The organism is Flavobacterium shii, from assembly GCF_025847235.1.
Taxonomy (GTDB): domain Bacteria; phylum Bacteroidota; class Bacteroidia; order Flavobacteriales; family Flavobacteriaceae; genus Flavobacterium; species Flavobacterium shii.
In genome coordinates, this window is record NZ_JAOZEW010000014.1 from 99,476 (window position 1) to 121,355 (window position 21,880).

Sequence of the window (21,880 nt, forward strand, 5' to 3'; positions counted from 1 at the left end):
TAATTGAATAAGTCAGTTGCTACTGCAAACTGAGACTGATTATTTTTTAAGTTCTTCTAGTAATGTGGATACTTCCATTTTTTCTTTAGAAACCGAAATTCTTCCCGAACGCACAAATTGCATAATTCCGTAAGGTTTCAATTTAGCATGTACTTCTTCAATTTCCGAACGTCTTCCTGATTTTGAAATCACAAAGAAATCACGAGAAACCGTTACGATAGTAGATTGGCTTTCTTTGATTATATTCTGAATTTGTTTTTCATCAAATAACAAATTTGAATGTATCTTGAACAAAGCATTTTCTAAATAAATTGTCTCTTCATCTGTATGATAAAAAGCTTTTATTACCTCGATTTGTTTTTCTATTTGTCCTACAATATTCTTAACCCATTTTTCTGTTGTTTCTACAACTATAACAAATCTTGAAACATTGTCTATCTCTGATTCTGAAACATTTAGACTTAATATATTAATGTGACGCTTTAAGAATATTCCTGATATTCTATTTAATAAACCCACATTGTTTTCTGAGTATACCGAAATGGTGAATGTTCTATTTTCCATATTTTTTTAGCTTAATCTGATATCAGAAACACATGCTCCTGTTGGAATCATTGGGAATACATTATTTTCTTTCTCAACCATAACTTCTAAGAAATACGCATCTTTTGAAGCCATCATTTCAGCAACAGCTGCGTCTAAATCTTCGCGTTTTGTTACCTTCTTTGCTTTGATGTAATACCCTTCAGCAATAGCAACAAAATTTGGATTAATCATTTCTGTAGAAGCATATCTGTTATCAAAAAACAATTCTTGCCATTGACGTACCATTCCTAAGAATTCGTTATTAAGTACTACTATTTTTACTGGGACTCTGGTCTGGAAAATAGTTCCTAATTCCTGAATCGTCATCTGGAATCCTCCGTCTCCAATAATAGCTACAACTTCACGATCCGGTCTTCCCATTTTTGCACCAATTGCGGCTGGTAAAGCAAATCCCATTGTTCCTAAACCACCCGAAGTAACATTACTTTTGGTTGAATTAAATTTGGCATAACGACAAGCAAACATTTGGTGTTGACCTACATCTGAAACAATTATTGCATCACCTTTCGAGTGTTTGTTAATCATTTCCATAGCTTCACCCATTGATATTCCTGGTCTTGATGGATTTAATTCTTCCTTTATAACCGTATCAAATTCTATTTTATGTTTTTCTTTGAATATATTATGCCAAGCCTCGTGTTTATTGTTTTCGATTAATGGAAGTAAAGCATCCAATGCTTCTCTAACATCTCCTAAAACACCGACTTCTGTCTTAACATTTTTATCAATTTCGGCTGGATCAATGTCGAAATGAATCACTTTGGCCTGTTTTGCATAAGTTGCTAAATTCCCTGTAACACGATCGTCAAAACGCATTCCTAGTGCAATTAAAACATCGCATTCGTTGGTAAGCAAGTTTGGACCGTAATTACCGTGCATTCCTAACATTCCTACGTTTAACGGATGATCTGTAGGCAAAGCCGAAAGTCCTAATATTGTCCAACCAGCTGGAATTCCAGATTTTTCAATCAACGCTTTTAATTGTCCTTCGGCTTGACCAAGAATAATTCCCTGACCAAAAACAATAAACGGTTTTTTAGCTTTATTAATTAACTCGGCTGCAGCTGCGACTTTATCTAGTTTTAATTTAGGAACCGGATTATAACTTCTTATTCCTGTACATTTTTCATAACTAAAATCTAACTCATCAAATTGAGCATTTTTTGTTATATCAATTAAAACTGGGCCTGGACGACCTGATTTTGCAATATAAAATGCTTTTGCAATAATCTCAGGAATTTCCGAAGCTTCGGTAACTTGGTAATTCCACTTTGTAACCGGGGTCGAAATCCCAATAATATCTGTTTCCTGAAAAGCATCAGAACCTAGTAGGTGTTTCCCTACTTGTCCTGTAATGCAAACCATTGGAGTCGAATCTATTTGAGCATCGGCAATTCCTGTAACTAAATTTGTTGCTCCGGGACCAGAAGTTGCAATTGCGACTCCTACTTTTCCTGTTGCTCTTGCATACCCTTGAGCAGCATGTGTTGCACCTTGTTCATGACGTACAAGAACGTGGTGTAATTGATCTTTAAATTTATATAATTCATCATAAACCGGCATTATGGCTCCACCAGGATATCCATAAACCAAGTCTACTCCTTCTTCTAATAAGCATCTAATAACGGCTTCGGCGCCTGATATTTTAGTTGTTCCCATTTGGTAATTTTTTTCCTTTTCCCAACTCTCTCCCAAAGAGAAAGAGCTGAGATAGGTATATTATTTATTTTACTTTTATATAAAAATGTAAACGTTATATCATTCCCCCTCGTGGGTCAGGGATTATTTATCGGTTACGCATCCTGTTGAAGCGCTTGAAACGGATTTTGCATATTTAAACAAAACTCCTTTTGTCGCTTTTAGAGGAGGCTGAATCCAACTCGCTTTTCGAGCTGCAAACTCCTCATCTGAGATCTTCAGGTTGATAGTATTTTTCACCGCATCAATAGTAATTAAATCACCATTTTTAACTAGCGCAATACCTCCGCCATCATAAGCTTCTGGTGTTATGTGTCCTACCACAAATCCATGTGAACCTCCAGAGAACCTACCGTCTGTAATAAGAGCAACGCTACTTCCTAATCCAGCACCAATAATTGCCGATGTAGGTTTTAGCATTTCAGGCATCCCTGGACCACCTTTTGGCCCACAGTTCCTGATGACGACTACATCTCCTGGTTTTACTTTTCCGGATTGAACACCTGGAATAACATCAAATTCTCCTTCAAAAATAACAGCAGGTCCTTCAAAATACTCCCCTTCTTTTCCGCTGATTTTTGCAACACAACCTTCAGATGCAAGGTTTCCGTATAAAATCTGAATATTTCCTGTTGGTTTTAATGCTTTTTGGATTTCATAAATTACTTCTTGTCCATCATTTAAATCTGGAACTGAGGCTAAATTTTCGGCTACTGTTTTTCCTGTTACAGTTAAACAATCTCCATGAATGAATCCTTCTTTCAATAAATATTTCATTACTGCAGGAACACCTCCTACATCATGTAAATCTTCCATCATGTATTTACCGCTTGGTTTTAAATCGGCAAGTACTGGCGTTTTATCACTAATTCTTTGGAAATCATCTATTGTAATTTCTATATCAACAGAGTGAGCCATAGCAATTAAGTGCATAACAGCATTTGTAGAACCTCCTAAAACTGCTACAAGTGTAATCGCATTTTCAAAAGCTTTACGAGTCATAATGTCTCTAGGCTTAATATCTTTTTCTAGTAATACTCTGATTGCTTTTCCAGCCTCAAGACATTCTTGTCTTTTTTCAGGACTTAAAGCAGGATAAGAAGAACTAAATGGTAAACTCATTCCCAAAGCTTCAATTGCCGATGACATAGTATTTGCAGTATACATTCCGCCACAAGCACCAGCTCCCGGACAAGCATTTTGAATTACTCCTTTAAAATCTTCATCAGAAATAGTTTTTTGGAATTTTTTTCCTAATGCTTCAAAAGCTGAAACAATATTCAAAGATTCTCCTTTCCATTTTCCAGAATGAATTGATCCTCCATAAACCATAATTGCCGGACGATTTACTCTTCCCATAGCAATTAAAGCTCCTGGCATATTTTTATCGCAACCAGGAATAGCAATTAAACTATCGTACCATTGTGCTCCCATAACAGTTTCAATAGAGTCAGCAATTACATCACGAGAAACCAATGAAAAACGCATTCCGTCTGTACCGTTTGAAATTCCATCACTGACACCAATTGTATTAAAAATCAGTCCGACTAAATCAGCATTCCAAACACCTTTCTTGACGTCTTTGGCCAAATCATTCAAGTGCATATTACACGTGTTACCTTCGTAACCCATGCTTACAATCCCAACTTGTGCTTTTTTCAAATCTTCTTCAGTTAAACCAATTCCGTACAACATTGCTTGTGCTGCTGGTTGTGTTTGATCTTGAGTGATGACTTTACTGTACTTATTTAATTCCATTATGTATTATTTGTATTTTAATTTTTATTCAAAAAAAAACCTCCCAGTATTTGGAAGGTTTATAATATTATTTTTCAATTATATTTATACCATTCCCCTATGTATATGTGATTACCACATTGACATTAATGACAGAAGATATAATAATTGAAATTCTCATGTTTTCTTTTTAGATGTGTCAAAAGTATAAAAACTAATACTACTAAAAAAATAAAATCTCAACATTTCAACTTCTTCTTGTGATTAATTTCATGATTTTAACAAATTACCTTAAACAATCGTAGATTGTCCGATATGTACGTTATCATTATTAAAATAAAGCAAGTCATCTTTACTTAAAATGAAATTAGAAACAAACTCCCCTACTTCATTGGTTCCAAACTTTGAATCAGATTTCAAATCTGTTGTTACAACTTGATATTCGATTGCTTTCTCAACAGCTTCATATACTTTATTTGCTTCTTTAAAAAGACCAAAATGCTCCAATAACATTGCAGCCGATAATATTGATGCAATAGGATTTGCAATATTCTTACCTTTTGCTTGCGGATAAGAACCATGAATTGGTTCAAAAAGCGCATTTTTTTCTCCTAATGAAGCTGAAGCTAATAATCCTATTGAACCTGTAATCACACTGGCTTCATCTGATAAGATATCCCCAAATAAGTTTTCTGTCAGGATAACATCAAACTGTCTTGGATTAAGGATAATTTGCATTGCTGCATTATCTACAAAAAGGAAATCCAAAGCTACATCCGGATAATTCTCACTTACCGTTTTTACAACTTTTCTCCATAATCTCGAAGTTTCAAGAACATTTGCCTTATCGACCATTGTTACTTTTTTGCGACGATTTTGTGCTGCTTTAAAAGCTAAATGTGTAATCCTTGTGATTTCTTCTTCTGAATATTCACATAAATCGGAAGCATGTGTTCCTGCTTCATTTAATTTTTTCTCACCAAAATAAGCACCTCCGGTAAGTTCTCTGAAAATTGTAAAATCGGCACCTTCAATAATCTCTCCTTTTAAAGGTGATGCGTCTAACAATGCCTTATATGGTTTTATCGGACGAATATTTGCAAATAAACCAAGTTCTTTACGCAGTTTTAATAATCCTTGCTCTGGACGTACTTTTACTTCTGGATTATTGTCATATTTTGGATCACCGATTGCGCCAAATAAAACAGCGTCGGTGTTTAAGCAAAGGTTTAAAGTTTGCTCTGGAAGTGGATTTCCTGTTTTGTCGATCGCAACTGCACCCATAAGCGCATCCTCAAAGACAAATTCATGATTGTACACTTCTCCAATAGCATATAATGCTTTTTTGGCTTGTAAAATTACCTCTGGTCCGATTCCGTCTCCAGATAAAACTGCTATTTTCAAATTCATAATGCCTCGTTCTTTATGTATTTAAATCTTAATTTATTTTTAATTAGCTTCTAATTAATTCACTTTCTATTTTACAAGCTTCAATAATTTGATGAATATCTTCATCTATAACTTCTTTCTTAATATCTGCAAATTTCAAGAACTCAACATATACAATATCCAATTGTACTTTGGTAAGTTCATAACCTACTTTCTTAGCACGGTAAGCCAATGCTGCTCTACCACTTCTTGCTGTAAGAATAATTGAAGATTCATTTACTCCAACATCCAGCGGATCCATGATCTCGTAAGTAGCTCTATTTTTAATTACACCGTCTTGGTGGATTCCAGAACTATGCGCAAAAGCATTTGCTCCTACAATCGCTTTATTTGGCTGAACAATCATTCCCATACTTTCAGAAACCAAACGACTCATTTCGTTTAACTGACGGGTATTGATATTCGTATCTAAATTTAAATAAGGATGTTGCTTAAAAATCATCACCACTTCTTCAAGGGCAGTATTTCCAGCTCTTTCGCCAATACCATTAATAGTACATTCTATTTGTCTTGCTCCATTAATAGCTCCTGCGATTGAGTTTGCAGTAGCCATTCCTAAATCATTGTGACAATGGCATGAAAGAATTACATTCTCGATACCTTTTACATTTTCTCTTAGGTATTTAATTTTCGCACCGTATTCATCAGGCAAACAATATCCTGTTGTATCTGGAATATTAAGCACTGTTGCTCCCGATTTTATTACTTCTTCGCAAACTTTTGCAAGGAAAGCATTGTCGGTTCTACCAGCATCTTCTGCATAAAACTCTACATCTTCTACATATGATTTGGCATGCGAAACAGCAAATTTGGCTCTCGCTATAATATCTTCTCTTGTTGTGTTTAATTTATGGAGGATGTGAGAATCTGAGGTTCCGATTCCGGTATGGATTCTTGGTTTTTTAGCATATTTTAATGCTGCTGCTGCAACATCAATGTCGTTTTTCACAGCTCTTGTAAGACCACAGACGGTGGCGTTTTCTACAATTTTGCAAATCTCAGAGACTGATAAAAAGTCTCCTGGACTAGACACAGGAAAACCTGCCTCAATGATATCAACTCCCATTTCATCCAGTCGTTTCGCTATCACTAACTTTTGTTTTGTATCTAACTTACATCCTGGGACTTGTTCGCCATCTCTTAAGGTGGTATCAAAAATTTGAACTTTCTCTCTATTCATTTTAATATATTTAATGTAATTTCACATCCTGATAACAAACTTATATTGTATTACTTTAGTATGAAATTCATTTTAATGAAAATATACTGTTCATAACGCAAAATAAAACCTATCAACTATCTAAATATCAATAAATTACATTATTATATTTTACAATGGCTAACCATCAAAAAGATTTTTTATTTGTATTAATAAAATCCCTTTCCAAATCCGAAAAAAGACAATTTAAGATTTTTGCCAGTCGATTAGAGACTAGTTCAAATACAAAATTTATCGAACTTTTTAATATTTTAGACAAATCTGAAGTCTACGATGAGAAGCTCATTTTGAAAAATGGTATTATTAAAAAGGTACAATTATCAAATCTTAAATCGTATTTATACAAGCAAATTTTGGTTAGTATTCGTTTGAATATCCCTAGTCAGAACATTCGCTATCAATTGCGAGAACAGATCGATTTTGCAGCCATACTATATAATAAAGGATTGTACAAACAGAGTTTGAAGATTTTGGATAAAACCAAACAACAAGCACTAGAGAACGATGAAAAATATATGGCGTATGAAATTGTTGAATTCGAGAAATTAATCGAGTCTCAGTATATTACACGAAGTATTCAAGGTCGCGCCGATGAGTTGGTAATCCAAGCCAAAGAATTAAATTACCGCAATACTATTTCCAGCAAACTCTCCAACTTATCCTTGCAGTTATACGGCATCATGCTTAAAACTGGTTATGTAAAGAGTGATGAAGAATACAAATACATCGATGATTATTTTAATAAACATATTGGAAAATTAGACGAAAGTACGTTTGGTTTTCGTGAAAAATATTGGTTTTACAATGCCAATTTATGGCGTAGTTTCTTGGTTCAGGACTTCTTAGCCAGTTATAAATATGCTTATAAATGGGTAACGCTGTTTTACGATAACCCGAATATGATTTTCCTGAATCCAGTGTTCTTTTTAAAAGGAAATCATTATTTTCTGGAATCGCTTTATATGTTGAAATACAAATCGAATTTCAAAAAATATCTGACTCTACTAGAAGAAACTATTCAGGATCCACGCTTTCCCGTTAATGACAATGTAGCTTCATTATCATTCTTGTATTTGTATAATAACAAACTAAACTATCATATACTTGATGCTTCTTTTGCTGAAAGCGAATATCTAATCCCTGAAATTTTAGATAAAATAAAGTTACATAGCGAACATCTTGATGAACATCACGAGATGTTATTTTATTATAAAATTGCCTGTATTTATTTCGGTAACGAAAAGTACAATGAATCCATATTTTATTTGGAGAAAATCATAAACAATAAGAATCTTTCGATGCGTGAAGATTTGATGTGTTTCTCCCGAATACTATGTCTTATTGTTCATTATGAATTAGGGAAAGATTATTACTTAGAAAGTCAATTGAAAAACACATACAAGTTTCTATTAAAAATGAATGACTTACACGAAGTTCAAAAAGAGATTATTAAGTTCTTGAAAAATCTAAATAATTTCTATCCAAATGACATCAAGAAAGAATTCATAAAAATGAGAGTACGTTTTATCGAACTTGAAAAAAATACTTACGAAAAGAGAGCCTTTTTATATTTGGATATTATTTCGTGGCTTGAAAGCAAAATCGAGAATCGAAAAATTGCTGATATCATGAGAGAAAAAGCAAAACTTATTAATAGATAAAGGAAAAGGTTCTGAGCAGCTAAGTCTCTAAGAGACTAAGAACCTTTGTGTTTAATTTTTAGCTACCGATTTAAGGGATTAAAAATTGTTAGCCACTAATTACTTAATTAGCACTAATTTTTTAAACTTTGCGTAAACCTTTATGCCCTTTGCGGTTAGTTCTATAATTAAAAAGGCTTCCAGTTACGGAAGCCTTTCTTATATATTTTATTATCTGCAATAACAGCACGTTGAAGTTCCTTGTAAACAAACATCACCTCTACCTGGGGTATTAGATAATACTCCACCGCCTTCACCGCATAATCTATCACACAAACCAATTGTAGGATTTACATAAGGAAGAGTACCTCCAAATATAGATTTTTGAGCATCTTTAGTCACAATTTCAAAGTTTTTTAGGTTTTTTAAATTTTTCATAATAGTGTAATTTGTTTTTCTCCTACTCTTTTAGCTTTTCGGATTACGCTTTTAATCTACTAGTAATTAAATATTTAATATTATTCTTTATTACTATCTAAATTAAAAAAAATAAATTCATAAATAGCTCATTTTTAAATATTTATAAAAACATAAAATGTTTTGATATAAAATCCCCTTCATTGAATTATAACAAAAAAGGGCTTCCGTTATCTGAAAGCCCTTTATCAGGTTGTTTATCTAAAAGATAATTATTTAGTTATGTTCAATTCTGCAACATAAAAATTAATATCTATTTTTAAATCTGTTTTATCAGATCCTACTTTAAGACGAGACCATTCTGTTTTTGGTTTTAGCAAAGTTTCAGTACCGTTTAAAGTAACTTTTACTGGCATATCAAAATCATGTACAGCATTTGACCAACGGTACCCTAGTTCTCCATCTTTGAAATAATATTCTAAAGTTGGAATCATTATTGTTCTTAAATATTGATTAAAAACAGGCGTTAAGTTCATACCAGATTCTTTGTTTATATAGCCTTCTATTTGCTCCGTAGTAACAGTTTGATGATAAAATGTGCTATTTAATCCTCTCAATATAGATCTCCATTTTTCATCATTATTTATAAGCTGACGTATTGTATGCAACATATTTGCACCCTTAGGATACATATCTCCCGACCCTTCATTGTTTACATCATAATTACCAATGATAGGTTTATCATTACGAATGCTTTTTCTACATCCTCTTACATATTCTGCTCCTGCATCTTTACCATAATAAAATTCTACAAAAAGACTTTCGGAATAGTTTGTAAAACTTTCATGGATCCACATATCGGCAATGTCTTTGTAAGTAATATTATTAGCAAACCATTCGTGCCCTGATTCATGAATGATGATAAAATCAAATTTTAATCCCCAACCAGTTCCGCTTAAATCACGTCCTAGATAACCGTTTTTATACTCGTTACCATAAGTCACGCTGCTTTGGTGTTCCATTCCTAGATAAGGAGCTTCTACCAGTTTATAACTGTCTTCGTAAAAAGGATAAGGACCAAACCAGTGTTCGAAAGCTTTAAGCATTCTTGGTGCGTCTTTGAATTGTATTTTGGCTTTTGCCAAATTATCTCTTAAAACATAATAGTTGCAATCTAAATCGCCTTTTTCTCCTTTATATTTTTCTGAGAAATTAACGTAATCTCCAACATTTATGTTTACTCCGTAATTGTTAATTGGGTTGGCAACATACCAATTATAGGTTTTAGTACCGTCTTTTAATTTTTTAACGCTTTGTAAACGTCCATTTGATACATCCATTAAATGCCCCGGAACATTCACACTAATCAACATATTCTCTACTTCGTCATACATATGATCCTTGTTTGGCCACCATACACTAGCGCCTAATCCCTGACATGATGAAGCTATAAAATCATTTCCGTTACTGTCTTTTTTCCAGGTAAGTCCTCCGTCCCATGGTGGTCTCACAGCAACTCTTGGTTTTCCTCCAAAGAATACTTTTACTTCTTTTACTTCGCCTACTTTTTGACTTGCGATTAATTGAATAAAAAAAGCATTTCCTTCTCTTTCAAACTTCAATTCTTTACCATCCTGAATAACTTTATAGATATTCATTGGTTCTTGTAAATCAATTTGCATTTTATTGTAATCCTGCAGCACTGTATACCTGATTGTGTTAGATCCAGTAATCGTACTATCTTTCGGATTTACTTTTACATCTAGATGATAGTATTTTAAATCCCACCAAGCTCTTTCTTTGGTAATACTGCCACGCAAAGTGTCTTGTCGTGTAAAAGCAGTTTCAGACTTATTGAGAAGTCCTTGGGCACTTGCGTAATTAAAAACAAATGCTGCGAAAAAAATAACGCTAAAACATTTTTTCATGAATTCTAGTTTTTGGATAATAACTTGTAATAATTTTTATTTCAACAAATGTAACCAATCCTATTAAATTGATGTCAATTTCAAATTTCAAATTATAGATAAATAGTTGTTGTCATCTAGTTTTTCTTCCTTAATTTAGCAAGGTATAAAGCTATAACACTAGTTATGAAGATCTCCTGTTTATTTTATCTGGTAGTTTTTAATTTTTCTTTATTATCCTATTCTCAAACTTTTCCTATTCATAAAATAACAAATGTTATTACTATTGATGGAGATTTATCCGATTGGAAAACGCCATTTATTGGACCATTTGTCATACATGATTCAGGATTAAAAGCCACTCAGGAAACCTATGTTTCTCTTTCATGGGATAATGAAAACCTTTATCTAGCCTATCGTAGTAAAGATTCCAAAATTATAGGCTCAGCTAAAAAAAATGATAGTCAAATATTTAATACCGATGATTTAGTCGAATTTTTTATGGATCCCGATGGAGATTCTCAAAACTATATTGAGGTGGGTGTAAATGCTTTTTCCAGTAATTATGATATGATTATTCATTGTGTTTCACCTTCCTGTGGTGGTTGGGATACCGATATCTCATTGGATATTGTAGGAATGAAAACCGCCAGTAAAATTACTTCTGACGGTTATAATGTCGAAATCAAGATTCCGTTTTCCAGTTTAACCTCTATAAAAGATGCCGATTTTACAACTCCGATAATTGGTACAAAATGGAAAGGAAATCTTTTTAGGATTGATTACGGAAATGAAACCGAATATCAGGCGATTTCCCCATATAATGATTCAAAATTTGGATTTCATCAACCAGATCAGTTTAAAACTTTTGAGTTTATAGAGTAAAGGTTCAGAGGTAATGAGAAGCAAAGGTTCAAAGTTAAAAAACTGATTTTTACGCGTAAACCTTTGTCAAAGTTTTTTCAACTTTGTCAAAGGTTGCATTGAAATTTCGATTCTTGCATTACCTATCTAAACCTTAGAGAAGACTAAAAAAAACGTTGATAAAGACGACTCTATTCTTCTGCGCGAGGAACATCTTCTAAACTGTAATACACTTTTAAGCCTCTTTCTTTGGCGATTCTAACGTCTTCGTCGGCTCCTTTAGAAATTCCTTCGATACGAAGAACAGCATCACACTTTTCAAGAATTCTATGAGCTACCGGATATTGTATTTCTTGCCAGGCTTCGTCACCAGGTTTGGTAGAGCCAGCAAGCTTAATAAGTGGCAAAGCAACCCATTCCCCAATCATAGGTATATGTCCTAATCGGAATAATGGTAATGCAACAGCTGCCAGTTTTTCGAGATTTTGTTGCATTAATTCGGGATTGTCGTTTGTCCCACTACGGTAAGGACCTGCAATAAGTATAAGCATATCTTTTTATTTTTGACAAAGCAACTAAAGATATTACCTAAAAAAAATAAAGTAGTTTAAGAAATTACTTTATTTTTATTGCTCCGTATCATACTTAAAAACTCGGGTGTGATTCCTAAATAGGACGCGATTTGTTTCAATTTTACTTGTTTTGCAACTTGTGGATATTTTTCTAAAAAGATATAATACCGTTCTTCTGCCGTGAGAGAAAGATTTTCTATTATTCTAAGTTGTTCTCGTATATAGGCGTTTTGCATTATTATCCTAAAAAACTTTTCGAATTTTGGAATCTTAAGATATAACTTATCTAAATCTTCTTTTGATAATTGAAGAATAAAACTATCCTCTAAAGCCTCAATATTGAGCATTGCGGGTTTCTTGTTTATAAAACAAAACATATCTGTAACCCACCAATCTGCCACAGCAAACATAATAGTAGACTCCTTCCCTGCCTTATCTGTATAATAAGCTCTTAATGTTCCCGATTGAACAAAGTAAATCTCTCTGCAAACTTCATCAGCTTTTAAAATTGTTTCCTTTTTACAGACTTTCTTCTCTTTTAAAAGTGATAAAAAATATAAAGCTTCTTGTTTATCAAGTGAAATATGTTTTCCTATATTTTTTAGAATCAGACTGTCTTCCATAGTTTCTATTGTAATGTATAAACCTTTGTCAAAATTAAAAAACTTTAACAAAGGTTTTCATGTACTGTTTGTATCCTTCGGCTCCGCTCAGGAGGACAAGTTTGTCGGGGAAAAAATTATGTATAAATCCCCAAAATCATGACAAAGAACGAGGACTCTAGCCCTGATAGTAGCGGCATCCTTTTTCTAGCTCTTTTTGCTAGAAAAAGATATAGCGGATAGCAGGAAACAGCTCCTTAAACTACTTCTGACGCTTTTTTAATACTTCGATAACATCATCAATCCTGAAACCTTTGGCCTGTAATAAGATAAGATAATGAAAAAGTAAATCGGCGCTTTCGCTAAGGAACAAATCATCGTTATCATCCTTGGCTTCGATTACAACTTCTATGGCTTCCTCGCCTACTTTTTGAGCAATTTTATTGATTCCTAATTGGAATAAGGAAGCAACATAACTCTTCTCAGAATCGGCATTTTTTCTTCTTGATTCAATTGTGTTTTCAAGATTAGATATAAATCCATAAGTTGCCTTATTTTCTTCTTGCCAGCAAGTATCTGCTCCTGTATGACACGTAGGCCCTTCGGGTTTAACATGGATCAATAGAGTGTCGTTATCACAGTCGTTTTTGATACTTTTTAGGTGCAAAAAGTTGCCACTCTCCTCACCTTTTGTCCATAATCGTTTTTTGGTACGGCTGTAGAATGTTACTTTTTGAGTTTCGATTGTTTTTTGATACGCTTCTTCATTCATGTAACCAAGCATCAACACGTTTTTGGTTTCGCTATCTTGAATTATTGCCGGGATTAAACCGTCAGCATTTTTTGAGAAATCTATATTCATGTTCTTTTAGTCTAAGGTTTTATTTGCTTGAAATTCTTCAAATTTCTGTGTTATAATATATTTCAGTTCTATAAAAGGAATTTTAAGTCCATTGGCAGAAATACTTACCGGCGAACCTGATTCTTTAAAATTCATTTTGATCATTTTCTTTTTAAGAGAATTAGTTTGTTTATCAATATAATCTTCTGGGTTTTTAAGAAAAATAGTAACGAATTTTTGGGTAATAACTGTTCGTTCAATAACTCCCATTACATCCGACCAAGGAATTCTCCCAATCGATACTCCCGATGAATTATCGATAATTCCGATAGAATCAATAACAACACCTGGTTTTTTATCGAAAATCTTTTTTGTAAAGAAATATATTCCACCCAATCCCATTAAAATTCCTAAAATAGCTGCTCCATTTTTTAAAATGAAATTATCCAAAATAAGATTATTTACTTCAGGCTGGCATAATAATATCCAAAGGCTACCAATTAAAAATAAGACTGAAAAAAACAAAAATTTTATCAATTTACCTTTACTCATTGCAATCTCTATCCTATCTTTATTCTCCATATATTAATTTATTATTATCTAAAAACACTTAAAGTCTTACTTCAATAGAGTTGTTTTTAAGTGCTTGTTTTAAGTTTTTTATTTTAATTTCTTTAAAATGAAAAACGCTTGCTGCCAAAGCTGCATCTGCTTTACCTTCTTTAAAAGTATCCACAAAATGCTGAATATTTCCTGCTCCGCCAGATGCGATAATCGGGATGTTAACCAGTCCTGAAAGTTTAGCCAAAGCCTCATTTGCAAATCCATTTTTTGTACCGTCATTATCCATCGAAGTAAACAAGATTTCGCCTGCACCACGTTGGGCGACTTCTACAGCCCAATCGAATAGGTTTAATTCCGTAGGGACTTTTCCGCCTACTAAATGTACAATCCATTGCCCATTAATTTGTTTGGCATCTATAGCAACAACTACACATTGGCTTCCGAATTTTTGAGCCAAATCATTAATTAACTGCGGATTTTTTACCGCAGATGAATTAATAGAGACTTTATCGGCTCCGTTATTCAGTAAGATTTCAACATCTTCAACAGATGATATTCCTCCACCAACTGTAAATGGAATATTAATCGTCGAAGCTACTTTTCGAACTAAATCAACCAAAGTTTTTCTTCTTTCTTCGGTTGCCGAAATATCTAAGAAAACCAATTCATCGGCACCTTCATCCGAATATATTTTGGCTAATTCCACAGGATCACCCGCATCACGTAAAGCTACGAAATTAACACCTTTTACAGTTCTTCCGTTTTTTATATCAAGGCAAGGGATTATTCTTTTTGTTAACATATATCGTAAGTATTAATTATTAAGGATGAAGTATTAAGCTTTTTTGGTGTTATTTTTCGAAGTTATAATTATGCTTTTTATTAATTTCAAAACTTCAACACCATCATTATTCATACTTAAAAATTCTTCATTAGAAATATAATCTGTTGCTTGTAAAAGCTCCAGCCAATATAAAGTTTCATCGGCTTCTTTCTGAGAAATTCCCATTTTATGTATAAAATCAGCTTTGCTTTCTGCATTTTTGGCTTCTCGAATATTTGCGCCAACAGAAGTACCTGAACGCAATATTTGTTTACTCATTACATACTCTCCTCTACCATTTAATATTTTATATAGATTAACAATTCTTATAGCAAACGAAAAACTTTTCTTTTTAATAATATCCTCATTCATAACTTAATACTTCATCCTTAATAATTGATACTTAATATATAGTTTTCTAGTTGTTTCAAGGAAATTCGTCCTTCGTAAATTGCTTTCCCTATGATTGTTCCTTCGCAGCCTAATTCGGCTAGTTTTGGTAATTCGTCAAAGGTTGAAATTCCTCCAGAAGCGATTAGTTTTATTTTCCTTGTGATGGTTTTATCATCAGTTATTACCGTTGCATGATTTAATATTTTTTCGTACAAATCAAAACTTGGTCCTTCGAGCATTCCGTCTTTGGCGATATCAGTACAAATTACATACTCAATCCCTTTTTTCATGTACTCTTTAATGAACGGAATTAAATCTTCATTAGAATCCTCCAGCCAACCCGAAACAGCTACTTTCTCATTATTAGCATCGGCTCCAAGGATAATTTTGTCCGAACCATATTCGGCAATCCATTTTTCGAATATTTCTCTGTTTTTTACAGCGATACTTCCGCCTGTGATCTGGTCTGCACCACTTTCGAAAGCAATTTTCAAATCATCATCGGATTTTAATCCGCCACCAAAATCAATTTTCAAGCTTGTTTTTGTAGCAATTTGTTCCAGAATCTTATAATTCACGATTCGGCTTGATTTCGCACCATCTAAATCGACTAAATGCAAGTATTCTATTCCGTGTGCCTCAAATGATTTGGCTACTTCAAGCGGATTTTCGTTGTAAATTATCTTGGTATTGTAATCCCCTTTGGATAAGCGAACACATTTTCCTTCGATGATATCTATGGCTGGTATTATTCTCATTTTTATCCCCCTAACCCCCAAAGGGGGAATCCTATTAGAGGGCAATAGGGTTTTTAAAACTCTAACACTTTTATTTAAATTAGAGCCTTTGTTAATACTATTTTTTTATCGTTTGCTAGTTCCCCCTTTGGGGGCTAGGGGGATTTTAAGAAAGTTTTCAAGAATTTGTTCTCCAATATCTCCGCTTTTCTCTGGATGAAATTGGGTTCCGTAAAAATTATTCTTCTGTAATGCCGATGCGTATTCTACTTCATAATTGGTTGTTGCGATTGCTTCTTTGCAAAGCGGAGCATAAAAACTATGTACCAAATACATATATTCGTTTTCATTAATCCCTGCAAACAAAGGCGATTGCAAATTATAAATATTGTTCCAGCCCATTTGTGGCACTTTTACCGAAGGAGTAAATTTTATTACATCTACATCAAAAATCCCTAATCCTTTTGTATTCCCTTCTTCAGATGTTTTACACATTAACTGCATTCCTAGGCAAATTCCTAAAACGGGTTGTTGCAAATTCGGAATCAATCTATCTAAGCCGCTTTCTATCAACTTTTCCATTGCCGAACTTGCTTCGCCAACTCCAGGGAAAATAACTTTATCTGCCGCTTGTATTTCGTCAGGATTATTGCTCAAAGTAGCTTTAAATCCTAATCTTTCGATTGCAAACATGATGCTTTGTATGTTTCCGGCGCCGTAATTTATAATGACAAGCCCCCCAGCCCCCGAAGGGGGTGAAGTAAATTTAGTTTCATTTTTTTTCATCCTATTATTTTTAACTTCCCCCTTCGGGGGTTGGGGGATTTTACAACATTCCTTTTGTCGATGGCAAAATCATTTTTTCGGTATCTCTTTTTACTGCTACTTTTATTGCTTTTGCAAAAGCTTTAAAAATAGCTTCTATCTTGTGATGTTCGTTTGTACCCTCGGCTTTGATATTGATATTTGCTTTGGCACCATCCGAGAATGATTTAAAGAAATGATAAAACATTTCTGTTGGCATTTTCCCAACCATTTCACGTTTAAATTCCGTTTCCCAAACCAACCAGTTTCGTCCACCAAAATCTATTGCAACCTGAGATAAACAGTCGTCCATAGGCAAGCAAAAACCATAACGCTCGATTCCTAATTTATTTCCTAATGCTTTCGCAAACACTTCTCCTAGGGCAATTGCCGTATCTTCGATGGTGTGGTGTTCATCGACTTCAAGATCTCCTTTCACGAGAATTTGAAGATCCATTTGTCCGTGACGCGCGATTTGATCCAGCATATGGTCAAAAAATGCAATTCCGGTTTCGATTTTACTTTTTCCAGTTCCATCAAGATTCAGATTGATATAAATATCTGTTTCGTTGGTTTTACGAGTTATTGTAGCCGAACGTGCTTCAAGTTTTAAGAATTCATAAATCGTTTTCCAATCGGTGGTTTGTAATGCAATTACAGGATCTAGTTCTTCTCTTTTTGATGCTACTTCTGTACTCCCCAATCCTTCATCTGTATTGATAAAAATAGCTTTCGAACCTAGGTTTTTAGCCAACTCAACATCTGTTAAACGATCTCCTAACACAAATGAATTTTCTAGATCATATTCCGGATTATCGAGATATTGAGTAAGCATTCCCGTTCTTGGTTTGCGAGTTATTGCGTTCTCATGAGGGAATGTTTTATCAATAAAAACAGCATCAAAAACAACACCTTCATTTTCGAATGCTTTTATAATAAAATTATGTGTTGGCCAGAATGTTTCTTCAGGATGAGAATCAGTTCCTAATCCATCTTGATTGGTAACCATTACTAACTCATAATCTAATTCATTGGCGATTTTAGCCAAATATTGAAATGCTTTTGGGTAGAATTCTAATTTTTCTAAACTATCCAATTGGTAATCTGCAGGTTCTAGAACCATTGTTCCGTCACGGTCTATAAAAAGTACTTTTTTCATGGTTTATATTTTTTTAGCCACAGATTTCAAAGATTAAGGAGATTTCTTTTATTGAGGGAAAATTTTAATAATCCGTTTAATCTGTGAAATTCTATCTAACTCTTTGCGAAAGGAACGCGGATTATACGGATTCGCTATCGCGAAAACACGGATTAAAACGGATTTTATTTTTGATTATTTTTAAATCAGTTTTAATCCGCGGCTTTACTTTTGTAAATCCGTATCATCCGCGTCGCTTTATAGACAATCTAAATTAGCAACTCCTTACTTCGTCCGTTCACTATCACTCGAGTGTCAAAGTCCTAAAATACCTTCTTGTAATCTGTGGCCCTATCTTTTAATTCAATAACTTCAATGCTTCAATTAATTTTTTATTCTCAACCTCAGTTCCAATAGTCAATCGCAAACAATTATCACATAATGGCTGAGTCGTTCTATTTCTTATAACAATTCCTTTTGCAATTAAGTCGTCATATCTTTTGTTGGCATTATCAACTTTTACTAATATAAAATTAGCTTCGGTAGGATATATTTTTTTAACAAATTTTATATCAAGTAAAACTTTAAGTAAACTTTCTCTTTGTTCAATTATAACAGCTATTTCGGTATTAATTTCATCAGTTTCTTTTAATCGTAAACCTGCTCTTTGTTGCGTCAATTCATTTACATTATAAGGAGGTTTTATTTTATTCAAAACCGCAATTACTCCTGCCGATGCATAACAAATTCCCAATCGTATTCCTGCCAAACCATAGGCTTTAGAAAGTGTTTGTGTGATTACCAAATTAGGATATTCATCCAATTCATTAATCCAACTTTCCTTTTTTGAAAAGTCAATATATGCTTCATCGATCACAACCAAACCTTTAAAATTCTGCAATAACGCAACCACACTTTCGTCCAAAAACGAATTTCCTGTAGGGTTATTTGGCGAACATAAAAAAATAATTTTAGTATTTACATCTACAGCTTCTAATATTTGGTCGACTTTTGGTTGGAAATCTTCTGAAAGTAAAACTTCTTTATTTTCTACATCGTTTATATTAGCCAAAACACCATACATTCCGTATGTTGGTGGCAATGTAATTACATTATCTGTTTTTGGCTCACAAAATGCACGAAACAATAAATCCAATACTTCATCACTTCCATTTCCTAGTAAAATCTGATTTGACTTTACATTCTTTTGCTTAGCTAAAACCTGTTTTACGCTATTCTGCTGCGGATCCGGATATCTATTTACTCCATTTTCGAATGGATTTTCATTGGCATCCAAGAAAACCATATCCGCAGTATCAAAATCCTCAAATTCATCACGCGCAGACGAATAGGGTTTTAATGATTTTACGTTTTCACGTGTTATTATATTTATATCAAATTTTTCCATTTTATTTTTTTAATTTATAGAGTAAAGAGAATAGATAATAGACATTGGCTTTAAAAACATTGTATTGATTTTCTTTATTCTATTATATAGTTTTTACTCTATTTTTACTCATTATATAGTCTTTACTCTACACATATTCATTATATAGTCTTTACTCTATTATCTATTCTCTATTCTCTTGCTTCTATCTGCGCCAATCGCAACGTCACCGCGTTTTTATGTGCTTGTAATCCTTCGGCTACGGCCATAACTTCAATCGCTTTTCCGATATTCAAGATTCCTTTTTCGGTTATTTTCTGAAAAGTCATCGATTTCATAAAACTATCCAAATTTACACCGCTATAATTCTTAGCGTATCCGTTTGTTGGTAAGGTATGATTCGTTCCTGATGCATAATCTCCAGCGCTTTCGGGTGTGTAGTTACCTATAAAAACCGATCCCGCATTATAAATTCCATCTACATAAAAATCATCATTATTTGTACAGATAATAAAGTGTTCCGGCCCATATTCATTGATTAATTGAAGTGCAACTGCATCATTTTCGACATAAATCAATTTAGAATTCGCAATGGCTTTTTCGGCGATTGCTTTTCTTGGCAATACAGCTATTTGGGATTGAATTTCACTTTCTACAGCATCAATTAGCTCCTTAGAAGTAGAAACTAAAATTACCTGACTATCTGTCCCATGTTCTGCCTGAGATAATAAATCTGAAGCTACAAAGGCTGGAACGGCACTATCATCGGCAACCACCAATAATTCTGATGGACCTGCAGGCATATCAATCGCAACACCGTATTGAGTTGCCAATTGTTTTGCCACAGTGACAAACTGATTTCCTGGTCCAAATATCTTATAGACCTTAGGAATCGATTGTGTCCCAAATGTCATTCCTGCGATGGCTTGAATCCCTCCTGCTTTTATGATTTTGGTCACGCCACATAAATTTGCAGCATATAGAATAGCTGGATTTATCTTTCCGTTTTTATCAGGAGGAGAACATAAAACAATCTCTTTAGATCCTGCAATTGCAGCAGGAACTGCAAGCATTAAAACTGTAGAAAATAGCGGTGCTGTTCCTCCGGGAATATATAAACCAATTTTTTGGATTGGTCTTTTTTCCTGCCAACAATTAACACCTTCGGTAGTTTCAACACTTATTCTTTCCGTTTTTTGAGCTAAGTGAAACTTATATATATTGCTTTTTGCCAATTGTATAGCATCTTTAAGTTCGTCTGAAATTAAAGCAATTGCCTCCACTATTTCATCTTGAGAAACTTCGTAATCCTCTAAAATAATACCATCAAAAATCGAAGTGTATTTAGAAACTGCTTCGTCTCCTTTTTTCTGTACTTCCTTAAAGATTTCTTTAACCGTAGTTTCGATATCATCGATTGTTTTGGTTGGTCTTTTTAGTATTTCCGACCAAGTTTCTGATTTTGGGCTATATATTTTATTCATTTCCTTTTTTGCATTATGCTATAAGCTTTTAGCTTTAAGCAATTGGATTGTGTTAGTTTTTTTTAGCATATAGCTTAAAGCCTATTTGCTTAAAGCTAAAAAGCAAATATTTTTTAAAGAACCATTTTTTCAATTGGGCAAACCAAAATTCCTTCGGCTCCAACTTCTTTTAGCTTATCGATTACATCCCAAAAGGTATCTTTATCTATTACAGAGTGTACACTACTCCATCCTTCCTGAGCCAGTGGTAATACAGTAAGACTTCTTAAAACTGGAAGTATTTTTCCAACTTCTTCGATTTTATCATTCGGAATATTCATCAATATATACTTTGAATTCCTGGCTCTTAAAACCGATTGGATTCTGAATTTCAAAGTATCAATATGCTTTTGAATTTCTGGAGATACCTTTGGCGAAACAGCCAAAACAGCTTCACTTTTAAGAATAACTTCTACTTCTCTTAAATTATTTTTGAATAAAGTACTTCCGCTTGAAACAATATCAACAATAGCATCTGCAAGTCCAATATTTGGAGCGATTTCTACAGATCCTGAAATTTGGTGAATATCAACAGTTAGTCCAAAAGAATTAAAATATTCATTAACTGTATTTGGGTAGGAAGTAGCGATTCGTAAACCTGCTAAATCCTGAATAGAATTGTATTCGAACGTTTTTGGAACAGCAACTGAAACTTTGCATTTTGAAAATCCTAATTTCTGAATAACCTCAATATGTTTTCCTTTTTCTACAAGAAGATTATCCCCTACAATGGCAAGATCTACAACGCCATCGATTAAATATTGAGGAATATCTGAATTTCTTAAATATAAAACTTCTAAAGGAAAGTTTGAAGCTTCTGCTTTAAGTTGATCGTTTCCGTTGTTAATAGAAATACCACAATCTCTTAGAATTTGGATGCTTTCTTCGTTTAAACGACCTGATTTTTGAATTGCAATTTTTAAAGTACTCATTTTTTGTTTTGGTTTAGATTAATAGTT

The 21,880-nt window shown here is 33.5% G+C and carries 21 protein-coding genes; 2 read left to right on the forward strand and 19 right to left on the reverse strand.

Annotated elements, in window-relative coordinates:
- Positions 1 to 39 precede the first annotated feature (39 nt).
- From ilvN to OIU83_RS13955, 5 genes are all read right to left on the reverse strand, one after another.
- Complete coding sequence (gene ilvN / locus OIU83_RS13935; RefSeq protein WP_264206875.1) at positions 40 to 564, reverse strand: acetolactate synthase small subunit; 525 nt, start codon at positions 562 to 564, stop codon at positions 40 to 42.
- Between the two features lie 6 nt (positions 565 to 570).
- Complete coding sequence (ilvB, locus tag OIU83_RS13940) at positions 571 to 2,265, reverse strand: biosynthetic-type acetolactate synthase large subunit (RefSeq protein WP_264206876.1); 1,695 nt, start codon at positions 2,263 to 2,265, stop codon at positions 571 to 573.
- 123 nt (positions 2,266 to 2,388) lie between these two features.
- Positions 2,389 to 4,062, reverse strand: a complete 1,674-nt coding sequence (gene ilvD, locus OIU83_RS13945; protein ID WP_264206877.1) for a dihydroxy-acid dehydratase — start codon at positions 4,060 to 4,062, stop codon at positions 2,389 to 2,391.
- A 270-nt stretch (positions 4,063 to 4,332) separates the two neighbouring features.
- The gene (gene leuB, locus OIU83_RS13950) at positions 4,333 to 5,451 is read right to left on the reverse strand and encodes a 3-isopropylmalate dehydrogenase (protein ID WP_264206878.1); all 1,119 of its coding nucleotides are present in this window, start codon (positions 5,449 to 5,451) and stop codon (positions 4,333 to 4,335) included.
- A gap of 43 nt (positions 5,452 to 5,494) precedes the next feature.
- Positions 5,495 to 6,670, reverse strand: a complete 1,176-nt coding sequence (locus OIU83_RS13955; protein ID WP_264206879.1) for a 2-isopropylmalate synthase — start codon at positions 6,668 to 6,670, stop codon at positions 5,495 to 5,497.
- Between the two features lie 155 nt (positions 6,671 to 6,825).
- Here OIU83_RS13955 and OIU83_RS13960 point away from each other — a divergent pair, with 155 nt between their 5' ends.
- Positions 6,826 to 8,370 (forward strand): hypothetical protein, encoded by a 1,545-nt coding sequence (locus tag OIU83_RS13960; RefSeq protein WP_264206880.1) that lies wholly within the window; start codon positions 6,826 to 6,828, stop codon positions 8,368 to 8,370.
- Positions 8,371 to 8,580: 210 nt separating this feature from the next.
- On the opposite strand, the gene OIU83_RS13965 is transcribed toward OIU83_RS13960, so the two are convergent.
- Both OIU83_RS13965 and OIU83_RS13970 read right to left on the reverse strand, forming a co-directional pair.
- Positions 8,581 to 8,787 (reverse strand): hypothetical protein, encoded by a 207-nt coding sequence (locus OIU83_RS13965; protein ID WP_264206881.1) that lies wholly within the window; start codon positions 8,785 to 8,787, stop codon positions 8,581 to 8,583.
- 251 nt (positions 8,788 to 9,038) lie between these two features.
- On the reverse strand, positions 9,039 to 10,694 hold the full coding sequence (locus OIU83_RS13970; protein WP_264206882.1) for a M1 family metallopeptidase: 1,656 nt from the start codon (positions 10,692 to 10,694) through the stop codon (positions 9,039 to 9,041).
- Positions 10,695 to 10,859: 165 nt separating this feature from the next.
- Here OIU83_RS13970 and OIU83_RS13975 point away from each other — a divergent pair, with 165 nt between their 5' ends.
- Positions 10,860 to 11,558: a carbohydrate-binding family 9-like protein gene (locus OIU83_RS13975; RefSeq protein WP_264206883.1), complete on the forward strand. Its 699-nt coding sequence runs from the start codon at positions 10,860 to 10,862 to the stop codon at positions 11,556 to 11,558.
- 170 nt (positions 11,559 to 11,728) lie between these two features.
- Here OIU83_RS13975 and OIU83_RS13980 read toward each other — a convergent pair whose 3' ends face one another.
- The 12 genes from OIU83_RS13980 to hisG all read right to left on the reverse strand — a co-directional run bounded on the left by OIU83_RS13980 (position 11,729) and on the right by hisG (position 21,853).
- A complete protein-coding gene (locus OIU83_RS13980) occupies positions 11,729 to 12,088 on the reverse strand; it encodes a DUF4406 domain-containing protein (protein WP_264206884.1) in 360 nt (119 codons plus the stop codon).
- Between the two features lie 56 nt (positions 12,089 to 12,144).
- Positions 12,145 to 12,732 carry a Crp/Fnr family transcriptional regulator gene (locus OIU83_RS13985; protein ID WP_264206885.1) on the reverse strand — a complete coding sequence of 196 codons (588 nt, stop codon included), beginning with the start codon at positions 12,730 to 12,732 and terminating at the stop codon, positions 12,145 to 12,147.
- Between the two features lie 241 nt (positions 12,733 to 12,973).
- The gene (gene hisIE / locus OIU83_RS13990) at positions 12,974 to 13,573 is read right to left on the reverse strand and encodes a bifunctional phosphoribosyl-AMP cyclohydrolase/phosphoribosyl-ATP diphosphatase HisIE (RefSeq protein ID WP_264206886.1); all 600 of its coding nucleotides are present in this window, start codon (positions 13,571 to 13,573) and stop codon (positions 12,974 to 12,976) included.
- Between the two features lie 6 nt (positions 13,574 to 13,579).
- Entirely contained in the window at positions 13,580 to 14,134 is a 555-nt protein-coding gene (locus OIU83_RS13995; protein WP_264206887.1) for an STM3941 family protein, read from the reverse strand.
- Between the two features lie 28 nt (positions 14,135 to 14,162).
- Positions 14,163 to 14,918, reverse strand: a complete 756-nt coding sequence (hisF, locus tag OIU83_RS14000; protein WP_264206888.1) for an imidazole glycerol phosphate synthase subunit HisF — start codon at positions 14,916 to 14,918, stop codon at positions 14,163 to 14,165.
- A gap of 33 nt (positions 14,919 to 14,951) precedes the next feature.
- Positions 14,952 to 15,311, reverse strand: a complete 360-nt coding sequence (locus OIU83_RS14005) for a four helix bundle protein (protein ID WP_264206889.1) — start codon at positions 15,309 to 15,311, stop codon at positions 14,952 to 14,954.
- A gap of 17 nt (positions 15,312 to 15,328) precedes the next feature.
- A complete protein-coding gene (gene hisA, locus OIU83_RS14010; RefSeq protein WP_264206890.1) occupies positions 15,329 to 16,090 on the reverse strand; it encodes a 1-(5-phosphoribosyl)-5-[(5-phosphoribosylamino)methylideneamino]imidazole-4-carboxamide isomerase in 762 nt (253 codons plus the stop codon).
- Between the two features lie 105 nt (positions 16,091 to 16,195).
- Positions 16,196 to 16,855 carry an imidazole glycerol phosphate synthase subunit HisH gene (hisH, locus tag OIU83_RS14015; RefSeq protein ID WP_264206891.1) on the reverse strand — a complete coding sequence of 220 codons (660 nt, stop codon included), beginning with the start codon at positions 16,853 to 16,855 and terminating at the stop codon, positions 16,196 to 16,198.
- 40 nt (positions 16,856 to 16,895) lie between these two features.
- Positions 16,896 to 18,032 carry a bifunctional histidinol-phosphatase/imidazoleglycerol-phosphate dehydratase HisB gene (gene hisB / locus OIU83_RS14020; RefSeq protein WP_264206892.1) on the reverse strand — a complete coding sequence of 379 codons (1,137 nt, stop codon included), beginning with the start codon at positions 18,030 to 18,032 and terminating at the stop codon, positions 16,896 to 16,898.
- Positions 18,033 to 18,369: 337 nt separating this feature from the next.
- Positions 18,370 to 19,419, reverse strand: coding sequence for a histidinol-phosphate transaminase (gene hisC, locus OIU83_RS14025; protein ID WP_264206893.1), 1,050 nt, complete (start codon positions 19,417 to 19,419; stop codon positions 18,370 to 18,372).
- Between the two features lie 170 nt (positions 19,420 to 19,589).
- Positions 19,590 to 20,882, reverse strand: a complete 1,293-nt coding sequence (gene hisD, locus OIU83_RS14030) for a histidinol dehydrogenase (RefSeq protein WP_264206894.1) — start codon at positions 20,880 to 20,882, stop codon at positions 19,590 to 19,592.
- Positions 20,883 to 20,995: 113 nt separating this feature from the next.
- On the reverse strand, positions 20,996 to 21,853 hold the full coding sequence (gene hisG, locus OIU83_RS14035; RefSeq protein ID WP_264206895.1) for an ATP phosphoribosyltransferase: 858 nt from the start codon (positions 21,851 to 21,853) through the stop codon (positions 20,996 to 20,998).
- Positions 21,854 to 21,880 lie beyond the last annotated feature (27 nt).